At 54.7% G+C, this 20,247-nt stretch carries 21 protein-coding genes; 13 read left to right on the top strand and 8 right to left on the bottom strand.

Annotated elements, in window-relative coordinates; translation table 11 throughout:
* Nucleotides 1-12: 12 nt before the first annotated feature.
* The 5 genes from FEF65_RS07935 to FEF65_RS07955 form a co-directional block, all read right to left on the bottom strand.
* A complete protein-coding gene (locus tag FEF65_RS07935; protein WP_138239262.1) occupies nucleotides 13-1,752 on the bottom strand; it encodes an O-antigen ligase family protein in 1,740 nt (579 codons plus the stop codon).
* Entirely contained in the window at nucleotides 1,749-2,393 is a 645-nt protein-coding gene (locus FEF65_RS07940; RefSeq protein ID WP_238701256.1) for a hypothetical protein, read from the bottom strand. Before FEF65_RS07940 ends, FEF65_RS07935 begins: the two co-directional genes overlap by 4 nt.
* Nucleotides 2,394-2,419: 26 nt before the next feature.
* Complete coding sequence (locus FEF65_RS07945) at nucleotides 2,420-3,226, bottom strand: hypothetical protein (protein WP_138239263.1); 807 nt, start codon at nucleotides 3,224-3,226, stop codon at nucleotides 2,420-2,422.
* On the bottom strand, nucleotides 3,219-3,911 hold the full coding sequence (locus FEF65_RS07950; protein ID WP_138239264.1) for an ABC transporter ATP-binding protein: 693 nt from the start codon (nucleotides 3,909-3,911) through the stop codon (nucleotides 3,219-3,221). The genes FEF65_RS07945 and FEF65_RS07950 overlap by 8 nt, the downstream gene beginning before the upstream one ends.
* A gap of 78 nt (nucleotides 3,912-3,989) precedes the next feature.
* Nucleotides 3,990-4,451, bottom strand: coding sequence for a prepilin-type N-terminal cleavage/methylation domain-containing protein (locus FEF65_RS07955; RefSeq protein ID WP_138239265.1), 462 nt, complete (start codon nucleotides 4,449-4,451; stop codon nucleotides 3,990-3,992).
* 223 nt (nucleotides 4,452-4,674) lie between these two features.
* Between FEF65_RS07955 and FEF65_RS07960 the strand changes: the two genes are divergently transcribed.
* The 6 genes from FEF65_RS07960 (at nucleotide 4,675) to FEF65_RS07985 (ending at nucleotide 10,291) form a co-directional block, all read left to right on the top strand.
* The gene (locus FEF65_RS07960) at nucleotides 4,675-5,037 is read left to right on the top strand and encodes a DUF6164 family protein (protein WP_138239266.1); all 363 of its coding nucleotides are present in this window, start codon (nucleotides 4,675-4,677) and stop codon (nucleotides 5,035-5,037) included.
* Between the two features lie 48 nt (nucleotides 5,038-5,085).
* Nucleotides 5,086-5,868, top strand: coding sequence for an outer membrane lipoprotein-sorting protein (locus tag FEF65_RS07965; protein WP_138239267.1), 783 nt, complete (start codon nucleotides 5,086-5,088; stop codon nucleotides 5,866-5,868).
* 1 nt (nucleotide 5,869) lies between these two features.
* A complete protein-coding gene (locus FEF65_RS07970) occupies nucleotides 5,870-7,078 on the top strand; it encodes an ABC transporter permease (protein ID WP_161595211.1) in 1,209 nt (402 codons plus the stop codon).
* A gap of 162 nt (nucleotides 7,079-7,240) precedes the next feature.
* Nucleotides 7,241-8,473 carry an ABC transporter permease gene (locus FEF65_RS07975; RefSeq protein WP_138239269.1) on the top strand — a complete coding sequence of 411 codons (1,233 nt, stop codon included), beginning with the start codon at nucleotides 7,241-7,243 and terminating at the stop codon, nucleotides 8,471-8,473.
* 4 nt (nucleotides 8,474-8,477) lie between these two features.
* On the top strand, nucleotides 8,478-9,167 hold the full coding sequence (locus tag FEF65_RS07980; protein WP_138239270.1) for an ABC transporter ATP-binding protein: 690 nt from the start codon (nucleotides 8,478-8,480) through the stop codon (nucleotides 9,165-9,167).
* Nucleotides 9,168-9,223: 56 nt separating this feature from the next.
* The gene (locus FEF65_RS07985) at nucleotides 9,224-10,291 is read left to right on the top strand and encodes a hypothetical protein (RefSeq protein ID WP_138239271.1); all 1,068 of its coding nucleotides are present in this window, start codon (nucleotides 9,224-9,226) and stop codon (nucleotides 10,289-10,291) included.
* 2 nt (nucleotides 10,292-10,293) lie between these two features.
* Here the strand turns inward: FEF65_RS07985 and FEF65_RS07990 are convergent, their stop codons facing one another.
* On the bottom strand, nucleotides 10,294-11,196 hold the full coding sequence (locus FEF65_RS07990) for a MerR family transcriptional regulator (RefSeq protein ID WP_138239272.1): 903 nt from the start codon (nucleotides 11,194-11,196) through the stop codon (nucleotides 10,294-10,296).
* Nucleotides 11,197-11,269: 73 nt separating this feature from the next.
* Here FEF65_RS07990 and FEF65_RS07995 point away from each other — a divergent pair, with 73 nt between their 5' ends.
* The 6 genes from FEF65_RS07995 to FEF65_RS08020 all read left to right on the top strand — a co-directional run bounded on the left by FEF65_RS07995 (nucleotide 11,270) and on the right by FEF65_RS08020 (nucleotide 17,663).
* Nucleotides 11,270-11,836, top strand: a complete 567-nt coding sequence (locus FEF65_RS07995) for a glutathione peroxidase (protein ID WP_238701257.1) — start codon at nucleotides 11,270-11,272, stop codon at nucleotides 11,834-11,836.
* 60 nt (nucleotides 11,837-11,896) lie between these two features.
* Nucleotides 11,897-13,267: a cryptochrome/photolyase family protein gene (locus FEF65_RS08000; RefSeq protein WP_138239273.1), complete on the top strand. Its 1,371-nt coding sequence runs from the start codon at nucleotides 11,897-11,899 to the stop codon at nucleotides 13,265-13,267.
* A complete protein-coding gene (locus tag FEF65_RS08005) occupies nucleotides 13,251-14,213 on the top strand; it encodes a YbgA family protein (protein ID WP_161595212.1) in 963 nt (320 codons plus the stop codon). The genes FEF65_RS08000 and FEF65_RS08005 overlap by 17 nt, the downstream gene beginning before the upstream one ends.
* A 190-nt stretch (nucleotides 14,214-14,403) precedes the next feature.
* The gene (locus FEF65_RS08010; protein ID WP_138239275.1) at nucleotides 14,404-15,615 is read left to right on the top strand and encodes an FAD-dependent monooxygenase; all 1,212 of its coding nucleotides are present in this window, start codon (nucleotides 14,404-14,406) and stop codon (nucleotides 15,613-15,615) included.
* Nucleotides 15,612-16,832, top strand: coding sequence for a UbiH/UbiF/VisC/COQ6 family ubiquinone biosynthesis hydroxylase (locus FEF65_RS08015; protein WP_138239276.1), 1,221 nt, complete (start codon nucleotides 15,612-15,614; stop codon nucleotides 16,830-16,832). Before FEF65_RS08010 ends, FEF65_RS08015 begins: the two co-directional genes overlap by 4 nt.
* Nucleotides 16,833-16,910: 78 nt before the next feature.
* Nucleotides 16,911-17,663 carry a lipoprotein YafT gene (locus tag FEF65_RS08020; protein ID WP_238701258.1) on the top strand — a complete coding sequence of 251 codons (753 nt, stop codon included), beginning with the start codon at nucleotides 16,911-16,913 and terminating at the stop codon, nucleotides 17,661-17,663.
* A 66-nt stretch (nucleotides 17,664-17,729) separates the two neighbouring features.
* On the opposite strand, the gene argB is transcribed toward FEF65_RS08020, so the two are convergent.
* The gene (gene argB, locus FEF65_RS08025; protein ID WP_138239277.1) at nucleotides 17,730-18,617 is read right to left on the bottom strand and encodes an acetylglutamate kinase; all 888 of its coding nucleotides are present in this window, start codon (nucleotides 18,615-18,617) and stop codon (nucleotides 17,730-17,732) included.
* Nucleotides 18,614-19,123, bottom strand: a complete 510-nt coding sequence (locus FEF65_RS08030) for a hypothetical protein (RefSeq protein WP_138239278.1) — start codon at nucleotides 19,121-19,123, stop codon at nucleotides 18,614-18,616. The genes argB and FEF65_RS08030 overlap by 4 nt, the downstream gene beginning before the upstream one ends.
* A 288-nt stretch (nucleotides 19,124-19,411) precedes the next feature.
* Between FEF65_RS08030 and FEF65_RS08035 the strand changes: the two genes are divergently transcribed.
* Entirely contained in the window at nucleotides 19,412-20,209 is a 798-nt protein-coding gene (locus FEF65_RS08035) for a TorF family putative porin (protein ID WP_138239279.1), read from the top strand.
* The last annotated feature ends 38 nt before the right edge of the window (nucleotides 20,210-20,247 follow it).

Genomic DNA, 20,247 nt, shown 5'->3' on the forward strand with positions numbered 1-20,247 from the left:
GACGTTGCCGTATTATGGTTTTGTCTGGGAGAAATTGTATTCCGCAGGGACTTTTCCTGTGCAGCTTTCCTGGTAGGCCTTGTTGTTGTGATCGAGGCTGAAGTGCTGGTTGCTGATTATTTCGCCGATTTTGCACGCTTGTTGCAGTGAGCCTGTGCCGGCAAGTGCATAAAAGAGAAGCTGGTAGGAGGGAATCAGCGGCAGGTCGCGGGTTACCTGTGTTAAGGGGGGGATCGACCACTTAAGCAGCCCTCTGTGCTGACCGGTGACGGCAACCTGATAGGTGATCCAGATCGCAGGAATGGCTCCGATTCGTGCCGTGTCAGTAAAAGAGGCCAGTGTTTTTACGCTTGCCTCATCATTGAAATCAAACGCATACAGAGCCTTTTCCGCTCTAAACCATTGCATGATGACCGGGGTGCTCCAGATCAGATAGAGCGCAGTCATGATTGGAAGCAGGATCAGGATGATGCGGTGGAGATGATGCTTCCGGTTGTATCGTCTGAGTCGCGGCGCCATGGCTACACCGGCAAAAAAAGCGAACAGCAGCAGAGGAACCGGTTTTGTGTAAATGATATTGATCTGTGACTGGATGATAAACGCGATGGCTGCGAGCGCATAACAGATGCGGATATTGTGGGCCTTTTTCAGCAGTCGAATGCTACATGCCATGAGTGACCAGAGTGCTGTCAGTGTGGCCAGAAGCGCAATGATGCCGCCCTCTGCCATGATGTGCAGAAACAGATTGTGGGCACTGAAATAGACATTGGCCAGTTGATGTGGCTGGCCCGCTGATGCAAGCAGGCTCGCGGCCTGTGGTGCGACAAGCCAGGACCGGGCTGCATATTGTCCCCAGCCATTACCGGTGAAAGGTGCTTGCAGAAATTCCGCCAGTGCAGTGGCCCAGATCGTCAGTCGCGCCGTAAGTGACGTACCGGCAGTATTGATGACACTGATCATACTCTGTTCATGGGCGAGCGCCGGCTGGCTGTAGTGTGACAGGAGTACGCCCATGGTTATGCCGCACAACCATGGCAGCAGGAAACAGCGTAACCATGTCTGTTTGTCGGGTTTGATGGCAAATAGCAGGGCTGCGATGGAGAGAGAGAAGGCCAGCCAGCCTCCGCGTGACAGGGTGTCAAACAGCATGGCGGTGAAAAAAGTTGCTGCAACCACGTACTTCCAATGTTTCTTCTTCCAGGCGAACCAGTGTGAAAACAGCAGGGCAAGACCGGTCAGGCCCGCAAAGACATTGCCCTGATTGAACGGGCCGGCCAGCTTGATGGCCGGCGGCATGGTGATCGTAAACGGGCCGACTCGCAGTGCCTCTCCGTCTGTTCCTCCCAGCCAGACGAACAGGCCGATTGCTGACCAGAGAATGGCAGCCAGCAGATAGAGTTGCAGCCAGCGCTGCAGGCTTTTTACGGGTACGGATGCGCCGGCTACAAACATCAGTCCCGCCATGCTGTAGAGTAGTAGCTGAAGCAGCCATGTGCTGACCGACAGCAGCTGCTGACTGCCATACAGCCACAGCTGAATGGATACCAATAGCCCCAGTGCTGTCAGAAATTTCGTTGGTAACAGTATCGCACCCCTGTTTTCGAATGCGATTGCGATGACGAAGAGCAGGGTGGCCGCCGATGCGGAGAGGATATTGACGTCGTGCGGAAAAAAACCGGGATATGCGAGCGGTGTCGCCAGCAGCGCAATAAAGGCGATCGCACTGTATGGCAGCGGCGGGCTCTGTATCATCCGGATTGCCTCTTTTTCTCCAGACGTTTGATGCGGGCATCAATGATATCCCGGTATTGAGCCGGCATGCTGGCTTTCAGGTAGTTCAGAAAGTGAATGCTGGCCTCGGTACCCTCCGAGCTTTGCAGAAACTTTGAGGCCAGACCTACTGCCAGCGGAGGGGCATCAGGGCGTTTGATCGCTTCTGACATCAATGCATAGGCGCGTGCATCATCATGCAGGAAATCATGAGCGATATAACCGGCCATAAAAGGCAGTTCCCAGTCCCATGAACGAGCCTTTGCACCGCGCGAAAGCAGTTCAACGGCGGTAGACGCTCCCTGTTCATGAAATGCCGTGAGCCCGATCGTCAATCGGTATGTGTCGGCAAACCAGGGATCCAGCGTTTGGGCTGCCAGCAGGCGTTCATTCAGTTTTTTCCATAAATCGGTCTGATTCGTTTGTTGTTGACGGATTGTGTCATAGATCGAAAACAGGGCGAGGATATCGAGGTCGGCGGCACTGCCGGCAAAGGGGCCAGCCAACATTTTTTGAGCTGCCGGAGGCATTCCTCCGGTCAGCAGTGTGGTTTGATCCGCCTGCTGCGCCGGCTTGCAGGCAATCGAGCTGCCATACAGGCACAGCCCCGTCAGCAGGGTCATCCGGATGAGGCTGGTTTTGTGCAGTTTCACAGATCCCGACGGTCAAACAGCAGCAGGGCCGCAGCAACCAGTGTGATGATATAGCCGCACTGGCCTGCAAGGTACCAGCCAAGCTCCGCTGTTGGCAAAGTGAGTCCATGGGCAATGCAAAGGGCCACCTGACCGCCGCTCATATCAGGAAAGAGATAATCAATCGTGTGGATAAAGGCCACGCTCCAGGCCGGTACCTGTGCGATCACCTCGCTGGATGTGATGGCACTCATCACCGATGGCAGCAGGTAGGCCATGAGCGTAAATGCACTGGAAAACAACATCATTTCAACCACACCGGTGGCCCATGAGCAGGTGAACAGAACCATGGCCAGGATGGTGGCGGACTGAAGCAGTGCAAACAGTCCCATGATTGTTGCAGACCAGAGGCTGATTCCGGCGGCTCTGTCCGGCAATGCGTGTTCAAGTCCCCATGCCACCGTGGCGGTTGAGAGCACGGCCATCAATGCCAGCAGCAGTGTCAGGGCAAGAGTCAGACCGGCTGTTCTGCCAAGCAGGTAGCTGTGGCGATCCATATGGGGAAGAAAGAGCGATGCAGTGCCACGAGTGATATCGTGTCCCATCAGCGTGGTGCCGATGAACAGGCTGAATCCGGCTCCGAGCAGTGACATGCCCAGCCACAGAAAGTCCAGCTGTACCTTGACGGTTTCCAGCAGGAACAGATTGGAAACAGCCAGTGCCATGATGGCAAACAGGGCGGTTGCGGCAAGCAGGGCTCTGAATGCCGGAGATGCCAGGATTTCACGCAGGGTAAATGCAGCTACGATGTATATGTTATTCAAAATCATGGCCTGCTGTTTGTATGAGTCTGTTTTCCAGCATGGCTGCCTCTTCCATGCTGTGCGCAGAGATGTGAATGGTGTCGATCATTGATCCCTGATGAATCAGTAGCACCCGATTACACAAGCGGACGAGGTCGGGAACGATATGGCTGCAGACCAGCATGCCGGTTCCCCGGGCATTCAGGTCAAGCAGGATATCGAGAAATTGTCTTCGTCCCATGGCATCGAGGCCTGACATCGGCTCATCCAGAATGAGCCAGTTTGGCTGGCCGGCGATGGCATAGGCCAGGGCGACCCGTTGACGCATGCCCTTGGAAAAGGTGCCCAGTGGCTTATGCCAGTGGCGGGGAGCGAGTAACACCGTATTGAGCAGGCTGCTGATCTGATCGGTCGAGTCGGTATGGGTAAGCTGGCAGGCAAGCTGAACCATTTTCCATGCAGAGAGAGAGGGAGGGATGCGCGCCAGTTCCGGCAGGTAGCCGATGGTGGTGCCGGCAGGGGTGATGATCGTGCCGCGATCCGGTTTGACAAAGCCCAGCAGGCATTTGATCAGGGTACTTTTACCAGCACCGTTGGGGCCGAGGAGGCCTGTTACAGAGCCTTGTTCGAGCGTCAGCGAAACATCATGCAGGGAGCAGGTGTGATGGTATGATTTATGGATATGTTGACAGACAATTGCAGGCATGGTCAGGTCATTGCTGAAGAGTGAGAATAAACAGAGGCAGCCGGTAAAGGCTGCCTCTGCTCTGTGTAAACAAGCTGATCAGGGGCAGGTGCCGACCGTTGCCAGTGCAGTGCCTTTGGTGCCACCGGAGGTTGCCGCAACGCTTGGTGCTGCATCGGTTGCCGAGTAGCAATTGTCGCCAGCGACATGTTTGGTCATGATCTGGTAGTTCTGGCCGGCAGTGCCGCCATTGATGCCGGAGCCGGCAGATACGCCGGTGGAAAGGGTCCAGCTGGTGGTGCCGGTTGCAGAGCCGGATGTCAGCTGCAGGCTGAGAGTGCCGGTGCCGACGGTTGTCGCCTTGGGATAGGCATTGTTGTCTGTATAAAATGCCTCAAACAGGGTGACGCCGGTGTTGGCATCTGCAGCTGCAGCAGCATTGAATGCCTTGGTGCGGTAATTTGAGAACTGCGGGATGGCAATAGCAGCCAGAATGCCGATAATGGCAACAACGATCATCAGTTCGATGAGCGTAAAGCCTTTTTCATTGTACATCTTCATTAAGAATCTCCTTGTGTGATCAGCCATCCTTGGCCGGTGATATCATGAACCATGGTCCAGCAAGCAGCGTGCCATCCGGATGGTTTGTCTGTCAGCTGTATGGTGTGTCATTCTGACGTATCCCGTCAGTTTTGAGTGACAAAAAATGTCATATGTAGCGCAAGATCGTTCTTCCTGAGTGAGGACGAACCACCTACTCTTCGCCAAATCTGTGGAGGTAATCATGGCAGAGTTGCTGTTCAGGTTAAGAGGGGTGCCGGATGATGAGATTGATGACATCCGCGGGTTGCTGGATCGTCATGATATTGACTTCTATGAGACCACGGCCGGTAGCTGGGGCATTTCTCTGGCCGCGATCTGGCTGCATGATCATGACAGACTGGATGAGGCGAAGGGTTTGATTGACGCCTATCAGCAACAGCGGGCTATACAGGCCAGGCAGGCCTATGAGCAACTGAAACAGCGTGGAGAGCACAAGCGCCTCTGGCAGGGGATTGCCGCTCACCCGTTTCGCTTTTTGTTGATGCTGGGGCTCATGGCCTTCACGCTTTATGTGACGCTGAGTCCGTTTATTCACTTTGGTTAATACAATAAATTCATAGAGATGGCTTTAAGGTTTGGCTACAATCCAGCTATGTCGATGCGTCTGTTTATAGCTCATGTTGTGATAGTGCTGGTGCTGGTCGGTCATGCCGGAGCCGCCTGTGCCGGCGGTCAGTTCTCTGACGCGGATGCGCGTGCGCTGGTGGAGAAGGTGCAGCAGCTGTTGCGTTCGGATACCAGTATGGCCCGTTATACCATGCGCATTGAAACGCCGGAATGGCAGCGCGAGATGCGTATGGATACCTGGGATGATCGTGTTCACAAACGTTTTTTCATACGCATCCTTTCGCCGGCAAAGGACAGGGATACAACCTGGCTGAAGGATGGCGCTAACCTCTGGATGTATTTGCCGAGGCTCGAGCGGGATATCCGTATCCCGCCATCGATGATGCTGTCGAACTGGATGGGCTCTGATTTCACCAATGATGACCTGGTCAAGATGGAGTCGGTCGTGGATGATTATAGCCATCACCTGATCGCCCGGGATGAGCGTGCTTATACCATCGAATCCATACCCCTGCCTGATGCTCCGGTTGTTTGGGGCAAGATTGTGCACCGCATCAGTCTGGACGGTATGCCTCTTTCCGATGATTACTTTGATGAGCATGGTGTCCATATCAGGCGCCTGTTGTTTGATCAGGTGAGGGAGATGGGGGGCAGGAAGATACCATCGCGCTGGACGATGCAGCCACTTGATGAGGCAGGCGAGCTGCAGGGTAAACAGACGGTGATGATCGTCGAGTCTGTCAGTTTTGATGTAAGGCTTGATGATGCGGTTTTCAGTCGTGCCAACCTGAGACGGAGTGCCCGCTAGGGTGTTTGCACTGGCCTGGCGCAATATCGTGCGCAATGCCCGCAGAAGCCTGATTACTGTTTCAGCAGTTGCGCTTGGTTTGATATCGCTGATTTTTTTGTGGGGCTTCAATGATGGTGTGCACAACACCATGATGCGCAACCTTCAGCAGGTGATTGTCGGCAGTATCCAGATACATGCGGATGGCTTTTTTCATCATCCGAAGCTTGTTCATACCGTGCCGGATGTGAATCGGGTGGCCGGTTTGCTGAAATCGGCCGGTGTTGCTCACTATAGCGGGCGTTTGCGTACGTTTGCGCTTGCCGCCGGCGAAGATAGCTCGGAAGGATTGATTCTCCTCGGTATAGATCCGTTGGTGGAAAGACAGGTTACTCGCATGGACAGCAAGGTGGATCAGGGGCGCTTTCTCCGTGATAATCAGGAGGCAGCCTGTGTGCTGGGACGTACAACCGCCCGTAATCTCGGTGTGGTGCCGGGGGATGAGGTGGTGCTGCTGAGTGAGGATCGTTATGGCTCGCTGGCGGCGGAGAGGGTGCGACTGGTTGGTGTGATCAATAGTGGCGAGATGGGGATTGATCGCGGCCTGGCGATTGTTCCATTGGGGTTTATGCAGCAGATGACGGGTATGCAGGGGCGATACTCTGAAATCGTGGTGCAACTGCAGCCCGCTCGCCTTGAGGCTGTTGCCAGTCAGTTGAAGCAGGGGCTTGATCAATCATACGAAGTGCTGCGCTGGTATGATATGTATCCGATGATGAAGCAGTGGGTTGAGCTGGAGAATGCATTTTATTACATATTTCTCTCTATTGTACTGTTGATTGTGGCGGCCGGTATCATGAATACGGTGCTGATGAGCATGCTGGAACGGATTCACGAGTTCGGGGTGATGATGGCCCTGGGATGCGGGCGGATGCAGCTGGCCGGGATGGTGGTGATCGAGTCGGTGCTGCTGGGCGTTGCCGGGATCGCCATCGGCGTGATGGTGGGCATGTTGCTGGTGCACTATTTTCACGGGGTGGGCATCGATCTGTCCGACCAGATGGATTCGATCACACGATTTTATCTGAATCCGGTGGTGCGTACTGAAATTGATACCGATCACCTGCTGAATACCGTGTTGGCAGTATTGATGGCGGCGTTGCTGGCTGCAGTCTGGCCGGCCATACGTGCGTCACGCCTGGAGCCGGTTGAAGCGATCCGCCATGTTTAAATGGTTGTTGGCTGATAGCGGGTTACCGCCGCAGGTATGCATGCTGCATCTCGTCGCGGCAGGCGATGGAAACCATCGCCTGCCGGACCGTCATACATGTGGCACTGGCCGCTCTGCTTGCATATCACTGCGGATGCGGCCGTTTTGTCCGGGAGCGTTATGATGGATCATCTGATGGTTTATCCGGTGCTTGGCTGGCGCAATCTCTGGCAGCATCCGATGCGTACACTGCTGACCACTGCCGCGCTTGCTGTCGGCATTGCGGCGCTGACCTTTCTCTCTGCCATGGACGATGGCTGGTTGCAGCAGATCAAAACCAATTTCGCTTTGACCGTGACAGGTCATATCCAGATTCATGCCGAAGGATTTGAGGATAGTCAGAAGCTTGCGCTGAATATGAAGGATCCGGACCGGATCATGACAGATATCAGCAATATGGCCGCGGTGCAGGGGGTGACGCGCCGGATCCGGGTATCCGGGCTTGCCTCCAGTGCCGGAGCCAATGCCGGTGCCCTTGTTTATGGCGTAGAGCCTGTCGCTGAGCAGCAGATGAGTCGGCTTGCTACTTTCATCTCTTCAGGATCATGGTTGCCAGAGGGGGATGTGCGGGCGGCGGTGCTCGGGGATGGGCTGGCCAACAAGCTCAATATCGGTATCGGCGACAAGCTGGTGCTGATGGCTGCAGTGCCGGGAGGGGATATTGCATCGGAGGTATTCAGGGTGCGCGGCCTGGTTCATTCCGGCGTCATGGAGGTGGACGATCTGATTGTGATTGTGCCGCTGGGCATGGCCCAAAAGTGGCTGGGGATGGGGAATGCGGTCACCGATATCGTCATTCGGGCGACCTCTTTTGATGCTGTGACGCCACTGGCTGAGCGCTTGCGGGAGAGATTGCACGACCGTCATCTTGAGGTGCTGCGCTGGATTGATATCGATCCGATGGCTGAGCAGTGGGCTGATTTTGCCGATGCCTATACGTGGATTGTGCTGGCTGTTGTGATCGTCGTGGTGCTGGCTGAGGTGCTGAATACGATGCTGATGAGTATGCATGAGCGTATGCATGAATTCGGGTTGATGGGGGCGCTGGGGGTCACATCGCGGCAGATGTTCGCCATGATGGTCTGGGAGACGATGCTGCTCGTATTGATCGGCGGGGCGGCAGGATTTTTGCTGGGTGGGGGGCTCGCGCTCTGGTATGGTGAGCAGGGGATAGATCTCTCCCGTTTTGCGATTGCTTTCTCATTTATGTACATGGACCCGGTGATTCACCCGTTGCTGCGACCTGAAAGTGTTTTTCGCATCCTGGGAGCGGCGTTGTTTGGAGCCATGATCGCCGGTTTGATTCCGGCATGGAAGGCCTCGCGTCTGGAGCCGGTGATGGCATTGAGGGAGTAGTTTGATGGCGGATATACTGATTCAGGCTGCAGCCTTACATAAAAGCTATGCCAGTGGTGACGCGGTAGTGAAGGCACTCGATGGTGTGGATCTGGTTGTGGAGCGGGGTGCGTTTGTCGTACTTTCCGGTCGTTCCGGTTCGGGGAAAACCACCTTGTTGAATATGTTCGGTGCACTTGATCGTCCCGATTGTGGCACGCTTACGCTTGCCGGGCAGGATCTTCTGGCCATGTCGGCGGCTGAACGGGCTCGCTTTCGCTTGCGCCATCTGGGCTTTGTTTTTCAGGCCTATAACCTGATCAGGGTGCTTAATGCCCGCGAAAATGTTGCCTATGTATTGCAGCTGCAGGGTATGGATAAGAAGCAGCGTTTTGCCAGTGCGGACCGCTGGCTGGCGGCAGTCGGGCTGGCCGGTTTTGAACAGCGCAGGCCGGATCAGATGTCCGGTGGTCAGCAGCAGCGCGTGGCTGTGGCCAGAGCGCTGGCGGCAGCACCCGATCTGATTCTGGCCGATGAGCCGACAGCAAATCTGGACTCACATAATGGTGAATCACTGATTGCACTGATGGAGCGGCTGAATCGGGAGGAAGGGACGACATTTGTCATTGCCTCGCATGATCCGACCGTGATTGCGGCAGCCCGTACTCTGGTGACGATGCAGGATGGACGGATTGAAGCGGTGAATCACTTGTGACGGGGGGGGCATTTCTGCGGCTGTTATCCGGCCTGTGGTTATTGCTGTGTTCTAATATGGCAGCCGATGCGCTTGAGTTTTCGGGGCAATCCGCCAACCTTGTCATGGGTTCGAAAAATTCATTGCAACAACAGGGGATTTCAGGCCTTGAGCGGGTGCGTCTGAAGGTGGCACATACTGCCGGACCATGGTCGGGGCAGCTTGCATATGATCATGAGGCTGTGTGGGGGGCGATGGTGCGCGACCCTCTTTTTCCCTTGCAGGCGGCACAGCCGCAGCCGACATTTTTTGATGCCACAGCAACGGTCAGGCAATCACGCTCCCTGTATTGGCAGCATACCCTGTATCGGGGGTGGATTCAGTTCGATAACAGGAAGGTGCGTGTCACCGCAGGCCGCCAGCGCATCGCATGGGGCTCAGGCCGTATCTGGAATCCGACCGACCGTTTTAATCCGGTTCAGCCGACAGCGCTGGAGGTGGATCAGAAGCTTGGCGTGGATGCACTGAATGCCGAGTGGAGATATGCGTCGGCTGGCAGTGTGCAGGTAGTGCTGGCCCCCGGTCGGCCTGCGGCGGCGGTATCCCGCAAGCTGGCATTGCGCTGGCGCGATACCCTTGCTGATACCGATGTGGCCGTACTTGCTGCCCGCATCGGGGGGGAATCGGTGGTTGGCGCAGATCTTACCGGTAACTGGTTTGATGCCGGATGGCGCCTGGAAGGGATGCAGGCCTGGCAGCATGGGGGGCGAAGCTACGGGCAGTGCGTGATCGGGGTTGATTATACCTGGATGAATGCGTGGCTGCCGCAGGGATTATATCTGGCAGTGGAGTATTTTTATAACGGGGCCGCAGCATGGCCTGTCACGCATGACCGTCTGCAGAGTCGCTCTGCCCATCTGCTTGGCACTATGGCCGGTTATGATCTCACACCACTGCTGCGTCTGGATCTTTTGTTGATCAACGATCTTCAGCAGGCAAGCTGGTTTGCCTCTCCTTCACTGACCTGGTCTGTGGTGGAAAATGTTGATCTTAAACTTTTTTCCCAGCTTCCCGGAGGGCGGGGGGCAGGTGAGTTCGGATTATTGAAGGCATTGTATGCGTTGCGTATCGACTGGTATTTCTGAGTTCATGGGCATGTGTTGGTCTCTATCCAGCCCTTGAGTATGGCAATGGCCGCCTGCTGATCTGCCGGCAGTACCGGTATTGATATCTCCTGCAGTTTTGCCGCATGTTGAAGGGCGAAGGCCCCGCCGATGGCAACCGGTATTTCCAGACTGCTTTTGAGTCTGGATAGCAGTGCCTCCCATGGTCCCAGGATTTCACTATCCTCCCATATGACGGCAGCACGGATGTTGTGCCTGTGTGCGATCTCTGTCAGAGCGGAGATGCCGGGGACTCGTCCCAGCCAGCGCAGGTCCACACCGGCTTCCCGGGCAATGCTTTCAAACAGGTGTGCGCTGAGCGGAATTTTTTCGGCCAGCATGGTGACCATAAATATAGTCGGCGCTGCGGCCGGCAGATTGACCTGATGGCTGCGCTGGTCGAGATAAATCGTGACTGATTGTTCCAGCAGCTGGCTGTGTGCCCAGCGGTCGCTGTGGTCCGACTGGTCAATGAAGTGCTGCACGGGGGTGATCAGCTCACTTGCCAGCATGGGCAGGGGATACAGTTTGCCGGCATGGCGGATCAGGTCGATGATGGTTGATTTTCTGAGATTTTGCGCGGCGTGAAGAAGCTGCTGGCGAAGCTGGGGCCAGTCAGATGTCGAGGCGGTGGTGCCCTCGGGATCTTGCAGGTGTTGGCGAACTTTGCCGACAGCAATGCCCTGGTTGATCAGTCGAATGATCTGCCTGATCAGGGCGATATCCTCTTCAGAGTAGAGTCGATGGCCCTTTTCTGTTCGTAATGGCTTGATCAGTCCATAACGACGTTCCCATGCACGCAAGGTTACCGGCAGTACACCGGTGGTTTGGGATACAAATCCGATAGGAAGATTTTTTTTCTGGCGGGTTATATCGATTGTCTGCATGGGCAAAGCTTGACATTTCTGTACAAGGTTGTCAAAAATGCTGTACAAAATATGTACAAGAGGAGGCAGCATGATGCGCCGAGTGACATGGAAGATGATGTGGTTGATGGGGTTGCTGTTTCCGACAGTGCTTGCTGCTGCTGAAGATTGCCCGCCATTGCTGGATTATTCTGTCCATACGCTGGTTGATCACAGGCCGGTCCGTCTCTGTGATGCTTTCCGTGGCCGGGTGCTTCTGGTGGTCAACACAGCCAGTAAATGTGCTTTTACACCTCAGTATGAATCGCTTGAAAAACTCTATGCGACCTATCGCCCCGGAGGGCTGGTTGTGCTTGGTTTTCCATCGAATGACTTTGGTCAGCAGGAGCCGGGAAGTGAACAGGACATTCATCAGTTTTGCCGAATGACGTATGACGTGCAGTTCCCGATGTTTGCTAAAACCACGGTGCGTGGCAGTGATGCTGATCCACTCTACAAGGCACTGGCTGCTGCAGCAGGAGAATCTCCTGCATGGAATTTTCACAAATATCTGATTGGTCGTGACGGGAAACTGATCGGCAGTTTTGCGAGTGCGGTCGCACCCTTTGATCGCAGGCTGATACAGGCGGTTGAAAAGGCGCTGGCAGCCGGTGCGCGCTGAAGTGGTGGTCGTGGCTGTAGCCGGCAGAGAGTGTCTGCCCTGTGCCGCAGGGAGGGCAGCATGAAAGAGCACGGGCTGGTTGTATTCAGGCGCGATCTTCGCCTGTATGATCATACGGCACTGGCGGCTGCATGTCGTATGTGCAGAAAGGTGAGTCTCTGTTTTGTGCTTGATCCCGAGCAGTTACAGCCGCATGCATGGCACAGCGGGCCGGGCTTATGCTATATGCAACAGGCACTGCTGCAGTTGCATGCAAGGCTGCGTGAATACGGTGCAGGTTTGTGGATTGTCTCTGGCAAGCCAGCCGATGCAATCGCCGGATTGAGTCGCCGGCTTGGTGTTGACAGCCTGTTTATCAATCGGGATTACACGCCTTTTTCCCGTCAGCGCGATCAGGATATCCAGGCCGCCAATGCAGCACAGAGGAGTCTCTACTGGTATGATGATGCGCTGCTGGTTCCGCCCGGGCATCTGCTTAATGGCAGCGGCGAGCCATACCAGGTTTTTGGTGCTTTTTTCAGGGCGGCAAGTCGTATCGCGGTAGCAGCGCCGGATCATTCGCCGGTACATTCGAGGCTTGCCGGTATGGCGGAGGCGCAGTGGGTTGATGGCTATGAGCGATTAAAAGGCATAGCGGATGGGCAGCCCCTGATTACCGGCTTGCAGGGCGATTTAACCGCTTATCGCAACTATCAGGGGGAACGGGATTTTCCGGCTCTGGATGCGACCACTCACTGGTCAGTACAGTTGAAATTCGGCACAGTCTCGGTGCGTGAGCTCTATAGCCGTGTCTGGCATGAGCTGGGTGCCGAGCACCCGTTGATCAGGCAGTTGTACTGGCGTGATTTTTTCTACCATATTGCATGGCACTATCCGCATGTGTTCGGTCACGCCTTTCATCGTCACTTTGATGCAATCCAGTGGCAGGATCATGAAGCACTGTTTCAGTGCTGGTGCGAGGGGAAAACCGGTTTTCCGATCGTCGATGCCGGGATGCGGGAGCTGGCTGAGAGCGGCTTTATGCATAATCGCGTGCGCATGATTGTCGCTTCATTTCTGGTCAAGGATTTGCATATCGACTGGCGTAAGGGAGAGGCCTGGTTTGCGCGTCACCTTGTTGACTATGATCCGGCCATCAATAACGGCAACTGGCAGTGGGCAGCTTCCACCGGTTGTGATGCCCAACCGTGGTTCCGGATTTTTAATCCGTGGTTACAGCAAAAACGATTTGATGCTGATTGCCGCTATATCAGGCGCTGGCTGCCTGCCCTTTCGCAAATAGATAGTCGTACGATTCATCAGTGGGGCGAACGCGGCGATCAGCGTATACATCCGCTACCTGTTGTCGACCACAAAACCGAGGCTGCACTTGCCAAACAGATCTACCGTCATGCCTCAACAAGGGAGAATCATCATGTCAAATACGGTTAAACCGCGTGTCATTGTCAGTCGTTGTCTCGGCTTTGATGCCTGTCGCTATAACGGTCAGATGCTTGAGGATCGCCATGTTGAGGCGCTGAAGCCGTTTGTTGAAATGATCACGGTGTGTCCTGAGGCGGATATGGGACTGGGGACACCGCGACAGCCGGTCAGGCTTGTTCGCCAGGATGGAGAGGTGCTGATGCTGCAGCCATCTACCGGCAGGGATGTGACCGCCGAAATGCAGCGATATCTGGACAGGCAGATGGCGGTGGGCACGGATATTGATGGATTCCTGTTGAAGGGGCGCTCACCTTCCTGTGGGCCGTCATCGGTCAAAATCTATCATGGTGTGGATAAAAGCGCCTCATTCAGCAAAGGTGCCGGCCTCTATGCCGAGGCGGTGATGCGATGCCATCCCTATGCCGCGGTTGAAGATGAGGGGCGCTTGCGTAACTTCCATATTCGCGAGGCATTTCTGATGCGAATCTTTGCGCTCGCCCGTTTGCGTGCGCTGTTAATGCGGCCCTCGCTTGCTGATCTGGTTCGTTTTCATGCCAGCCATAAGCTGTTGCTGATGTGTTATCATCAGGAGATGATGCGTCAGTGCGGCCGCATTGCCAGTAACGGAGCGCATTTGCCGCTGCAGGCGCTGGTGCAGGAGTATGCCACCGTATTTCGTCAGGCACTTTGCCGGCAACCGGGGCAGCGCAATATTATCAATGCACTCTACCATGGTTATGGCTGGATTTCGGAAGGGCTGACGGCGGCGGAGAGAAAATTGTTTGTTGATGCCATTGAAGAGTATCGGGATGACCGGCTGACGCTGGCAACACTGCAGCACCTGCTAAAATCATATGTGTTGCGCTTTGATCATGACTATCTTGGCAGTCAGTATTTTCTTGATCCCTATCCCAGAGCGTTGTTTGATCTTGCTGATTCCGGGCATGCAGCATAAGTTCAGCTCAGTGCTTGCGAGCGGGCTATAAACGTTGGCGGGGATTATATTGTTCGCCTGAACAGAAGTTTTTCGCCCCGTTCAGATCATGGTCGGTCTGGCGTGTAGGTTTGTGAATGATCCTGCCAGCAAGGCTTGCAATCCTTACAGTGAAGGTAAGGATAATGCCACCATGATCCGGGGAGGGTGAGTGACTCAAACAGTTGATTTTGATGTTGTGATTGTTGGTGGTGGTGCCATTGGTGCAACGCTTGCGCTGACGCTTGCGGGCATGTCCTATCGGGTGGCGGTGGTTGAGCTGCATGCACCGTCATTTTCCTCCAGTGACCCGGAGCGGGTGATTGCGCTGAACTATGGTTCCCGTGCGCATCTCGAGCGGCTTGGATTATGGGGTGAGATAGCCGCTGCCGGTGTCGGCGATATCCGTCATATTGTGGTTGCCGAGCCGGGTAATCACGGGCGCACGGATATGGATGCGGCCGAAGTTCGTTTGCATGAGCTTGGCTATGTGGTGGAGATGGGGACACTGCTTGAACCGATGTATCGCAGTCTGGCGGCATCAACGGTTCAGCTCTATTCGTCTGCCGAGGTCACCGGTGTTATCAATGGTGCGCAACAGGTCGAGATTCATCTGACGCAGCAGGGTGTATCGCGCCGGCTTACGGCCTCCCTTCTTGTCGGGGCCGATGGCACGGAAAGTCAGATCCGGCGGCTGGCAGGAATAGGCGTTTATGGTTGGGATTATAACCGGTTTGGCGTGGTTGCATCGGTTGCCTGTGCCCGGCCCCATGGCGATGTTGCTTATGAGTGTTTTCGACAGTCAGGGCCGCTGGCGTTTCTGCCACTGGCAGACGGCCGCTTCTCGATTGTCTGGGCGGTGACACCGGCGGAAGCTTCACAGCTGCTGGGGATGGATGATGAGGCATTCATGATTGCACTGCGTCGTGCTGCCGGTCCTGAGTTGATTGCGCAAACCGGTCCTGTGATATCCGTTTCAAGGCGGGCGATTTATCCGCTTGAGTTGACGATTGCCAGATCCTTTGTGGCCGGTCGCATTGTGCTTGCCGGTAATGCTGCCCATACCGTCCATCCGGTGGGCGGGCAGGGGATGAATCTCGGGCTGCGTGATGTCGAGGTGCTGGCAGAAATACTTGCCGGTGATCTGGCCCGCAAGGATCCGGGGCAGGGAATTGTGTTGCAGGGTTACGCTGGCAAGCGACGCGCGGATGTATTGGCTGTTGCCGGATTTACCGAATCCATGGTGCATGCATTTGGCAGTATGGTGCCGGGAGTGAAATGGTTGCGCGGCCGGGGGCTGGATGGACTGGCGGCACTGCCCCGATTGAAGGATATATTGCTCAGGCAGGCAGCGGGTCTGGGGCAGATGAGGGGGCTCAAATGAGCAATGGTGCTGTATGTGCCGGTATGGATGCTGATGTCATCATTATTGGCGGTGGCATGGTCGGGCTGGCGCTGGCTTGTGCGCTGAAAGATTCCGGTCTGCATATTGTGGTACTCGAGCGGGCTGAGGCACAGGTGCATTATTCGCTCGGTCGCGACTGCCGTGTTTCGGCGATTGTGGCGGGTAATGCGCGTATTCTTGATGGTATCGGTGTATGGAAATATCTGCAGTCTGATGCAAGCCCGATTCGCGCCATGCGTATATGGGATAATCAGGAGGCGGGTGGTATCCGTTTTGATGCCGGTGAAATTGATCAGCCAGCGATGGGCTATCTGATCGAGAACTCCTGTACCCAGGCGGCCATGCACAGGGCGCTGCTGGCAAGTGATCATGTCGAGTATCTGTGTCCGGTTGAGATTGATGCAATCGAGTGGTTTGATGAGCGGGTGCAGGTGAAGCTTGCCTCCGGGCGTGTGCTGAATACGCCACTGCTGGTGGGGGCTGATGGTGGCCGTTCATGGGTACGAGAGCAGGCGGATATCGGTTGCTACCAGCGCGATTACAGTCAAAAAGGTATCGTGGCCACGGTTCGTCCTCAGCGGGGGCATCGGGATATTGCCTGTCAGCGCTTTCTTCCCACGGGGCCTCTGGCTGTACTGCCGATGAGCGGCGGTCTTTGCTCCATTGTGTGGAGTGCCGAAAACAGTGAGGCAGACCGCCTGATGGCGATGTCGAATGGGGCATTTCTCTCTGCGTTGAATGCCACTTTCGGACCGGTGCTGGGGGAAATCACTGAAGCAGGTGAACGGGCTGCATTCCCGCTGATTGCACGTCTGGCGCATCATTTTGTACGAGACAGGGTGGCGCTGGTCGGCGATGCCGCCCACTGCATCCATCCGCTGGCCGGGCTTGGTGTGAATCTCGGTTTGCGCGATGCCATGGTGCTGGCCCAGGAAATTGTGGATGCCAGGCGCTTTGATGAAGATTGGGGTGATATGTCCGTGCTGTCACGCTACAGAAACCAGCGCTTGCCTGATGTGCTCAGTGTGATGGGCTCGATGGAGGTGTTTCATCAGCTGTTTACCCGTGATTTCCCCGGTCTCAGGGAGTTGCGGGGTCTCGGTATGCGACTGGTTGGTAACAGCGGCCCGGTAAAGAAGCTTCTGATGCAAAATTCCACCGGCCTGAATCTTCCTGTGCCCAAGCAAATATCATAAATTATTGATTTCGTTTGTCCTGTTTGTCGTTTTTGCGGGTGGGGTTGTTGCTGTTGTATTGAGTGGGGGCATAAGAACATGATGCAGAACTACCGAAAAATTACTTTGATCACTTGCCTGTTCGCAATAGTCACGATGTTTATCGGGTGTTCAACGCGATCAATTTCCAATTCCGGGTATGAAGAGAGGTCTGTTTTTGGCTATAAGGCATCTCCGGACAATCCGTTCTATAAAGGCGAATTGAGTGAGTTTGATGTGATAGGCATCGACCCGGCAGCGGATGTGACCGAAGATGATATTCAAAAGGCGATGTCGAACTCAGCTTCTTCCATGGAATTAAAGAAAGGGTCGGCCATTATGTTGATTCAATCCGGCGCAATGATTCCGGATAGCTCAATGGTTGATGCAATGAGCCGGTATTTTAATGTGTCGGTCTTTTCCGGTGTTTCTCAGACGGTCAATGATGGTAAGTCTCATTACTCCCGCCTGTTGAGGTTGTCTGCTGCTACGGGTGGTTATAGTAAAATCGTCTGTTATTGGGGGCTTCTGGAGGCTGCACAGAAGGATTTGTCGAGCAAAACTGTTTCCTGGGTGCCATTTCTCGGCAGTGTGATTCCGGATGAAGATCAGCAAATGCGCCTTCGCCTGAAGGTTGCTGTTATTGATGTCGGAACGGGGCGGTGGGAGATGTTTTCCCCGAAAGCGTTTGAGGACCAGGCAAGAAGCAGCAGGAATTCTCGCGGGATGTCGGATCAACAGCAGGTATTGCTGTTGAAAGAAAAATCATATTCGGCAGCAGTGGAGGCACTGGTAGCCCGTTATGCGAGGTGAAGGCTAAAAAAATATAGGCAGGGGATGCCTGCCTATATTTTGATCAGTCATGTCATGGCGGAGAAATCAGGCCTCAGCAAAGACCGTGCCGACACCCGCATCCGTGAGGATTTCCAGTAGCAGGGCGTGTGGTACGCGGCCATCGATGATGTGAGCCTGACCTACGCCTGCAGATACGGCATCCAGGCAGCACTGGACTTTCGGTATCATGCCGCCGGCAATAGTACCATCGGCAATCATATCCTTGGTCTGTGCGGTCGAAAGCGATGAGCAGAGTTCCTTCTCCTTGTTCAGCACACCGGCAACATCGGTGAGAAGGATCAGTTTTGCGGCTCCGAGCTCTGCAGCAATGGCACTGGCGACAAGGTCGGCATTGATGTTGTAGCTCTGGCCATCTGCTTTGTGGTAGCCGACGGGGGCAATCACCGGAATAAAACGGTCATGCTCCAGTAGTCTGAGGATGCCGGCATTGACGCTGTGTACATAACCGACGTGGCCGATATCGATAATTTCCGGCACATCCAGCTCCGGTGCATTGCGTTCGATTTTCAGTTTGCGGGCACAGATCAGACCGCCATCTTTGCCGGACAGGCCGACAGCCTTGCCGCCTGCCTTGTTGATGTTGGCAACGATCTCCTTGTTAACCAAACCGGCCAGTACCATCTCGACGATGTCCATTGTTTCACTGTCAGTGACACGCATGCCGTCGATAAATTCGGCCTGTTTGCCGATTTTTTTCAATAGCTGTCCAATTTGCGGGCCGCCGCCATGGACGATCACCGGATTGATGCCAACCTGCTTGAGCAGGGTGATGTCGGTTGCGAAGCTGGCTTTCAGCTCCTCCTCAACCATGGCATGTCCACCGTATTTGATGACAATAGTCTGGTCTGCAAAACGTTGCAGATATGGCAGGGCCTCAACCAGGGTGCCTGCTACGGCTTGTGCGTGCTTCATTGGGTCACCTCATTGACCGGTACTGTTTTTCTGTGGTGCTCTGGTTCCCGGTCCAGCATCATTGACCAGACCCACAGCAGGCCGCAAATGGCCAGTGTAATGCCGATGCTGATGCCCATGCGGCTGTCATTCGGGTCATGGAGTTGTGCTCCCAGCGGGATAAAGATCAGCAGTGCGATGGCCAGTAGTGAGAAACGTGTCCAGGCCAGACTCTGGCGAAACAGCACCGAGGCGGCGCCGGGGAAGGACATCAGCGCATACAGCGTGAATATGATCCAGTAATTTTCCTTGTTCATGCCGCCGAGAATTGAGGTGAGATCGGACTTGATGCCTAAATGTTGGCCGATGACTGCGCCGAGTACGATGATGCACACGGCTGAAACACTCCAGAGCAGCCAGCCCAGCCAGGCATTTGATCTGGACAGGTGGTTGGTCCAGACGCCATTTCCCAGAAGATACATCAGAGCGGCGTAAGCCATGCCCCACGGGGCGAATGTGAAATCCATATTATGACACCTTTTGCTGCATGTAATGGGCGCAGCCTAACGCCTATCGGATGTGAAATCACTCGCAAGGAGTTGGTGTGTTCTGATGTGTTTCTGGTGGTTTAATTTTAGTCATTAGTGATTATTAAATAGCCATTAGGTATTTTGAGCTCTGTTCGATGGTATTTTTTAAGTCATTGTAAATAAAGGCAAAAACATCAAATGTTCAGTTTGGCACGGGCGCTGCTATATGTTTGGCATGAGGCTGCTGGACAGCTAAACAAATAGCGAAACAACAAGGAGCAGGATATGAAAGGAACAAACAAGTACATGGCAATGCTGATGCTATCCGTTTCACTGATGGGTGTGGAGTCTACTTCTGCAAGGGCAGAGATGCCGACCGTTTCCGGTGATATCGGCGTGGCCAGTCAGTATGTATGGCGAGGTGTGGTACAGAAAGGGCAGCCGGCCGTGCAGGGTGACCTGAACCTTGCCCTTGAAGGATTCACTGCATCTGCATGGTTTTCCAATTCATACGTGGCAGCATCCTATGCAAAGAACCCGACCAAAGAGGTGACGGAGTTCGACTTTACCGCAGACTACTCCGGTAGCGTGGGTGATTTCGGTTACTCACTCGGTGGTATCTACTACACCTATCTCTATGATCCGAACTCCAACTTTGTCGAAGGGTATGCCGGTGTCTCCTATGATGCAGTGGTTTCGCCATCCATTACGGCTTACTACACCGCCAAGGGGACCAGTAATGCAGGTACGAGTGCCGGCTTCTACAAGACGGGTGACCTGTGGGTTGATTTCGGTCTTTCTACATCGGTTGCCGGTTTCGATCTTTCCGGTACTGCATCGTATGTAAAATGGAAGGGCGATGCGATCAGCAGAGCTGTGGTTGGCGGCCTTGATACGCACAAGAATGGTATCAGCCTGGTTCAGCTTGGTATCAGCAAGGAGGTTGAAGCCGGTGGCGTGAAGGTGACCCCATCACTGACTGCCTCTATTCCTGTGATCGGCAAGTCCTCGGATGGTTTCCGTTATATCTACGGTGCAAGGGTGTACAACGAGTTCGTGGCTTCAGTGAGTTTTTCCTACTAATCGCTGACCGGGCTGTTGTTGATTCAATTGGGAGGGGG

Source organism: Mariprofundus erugo, assembly GCF_005818865.1.
GTDB classification, from domain to species: Bacteria; Pseudomonadota; Zetaproteobacteria; order Mariprofundales; family Mariprofundaceae; genus Mariprofundus; species Mariprofundus erugo.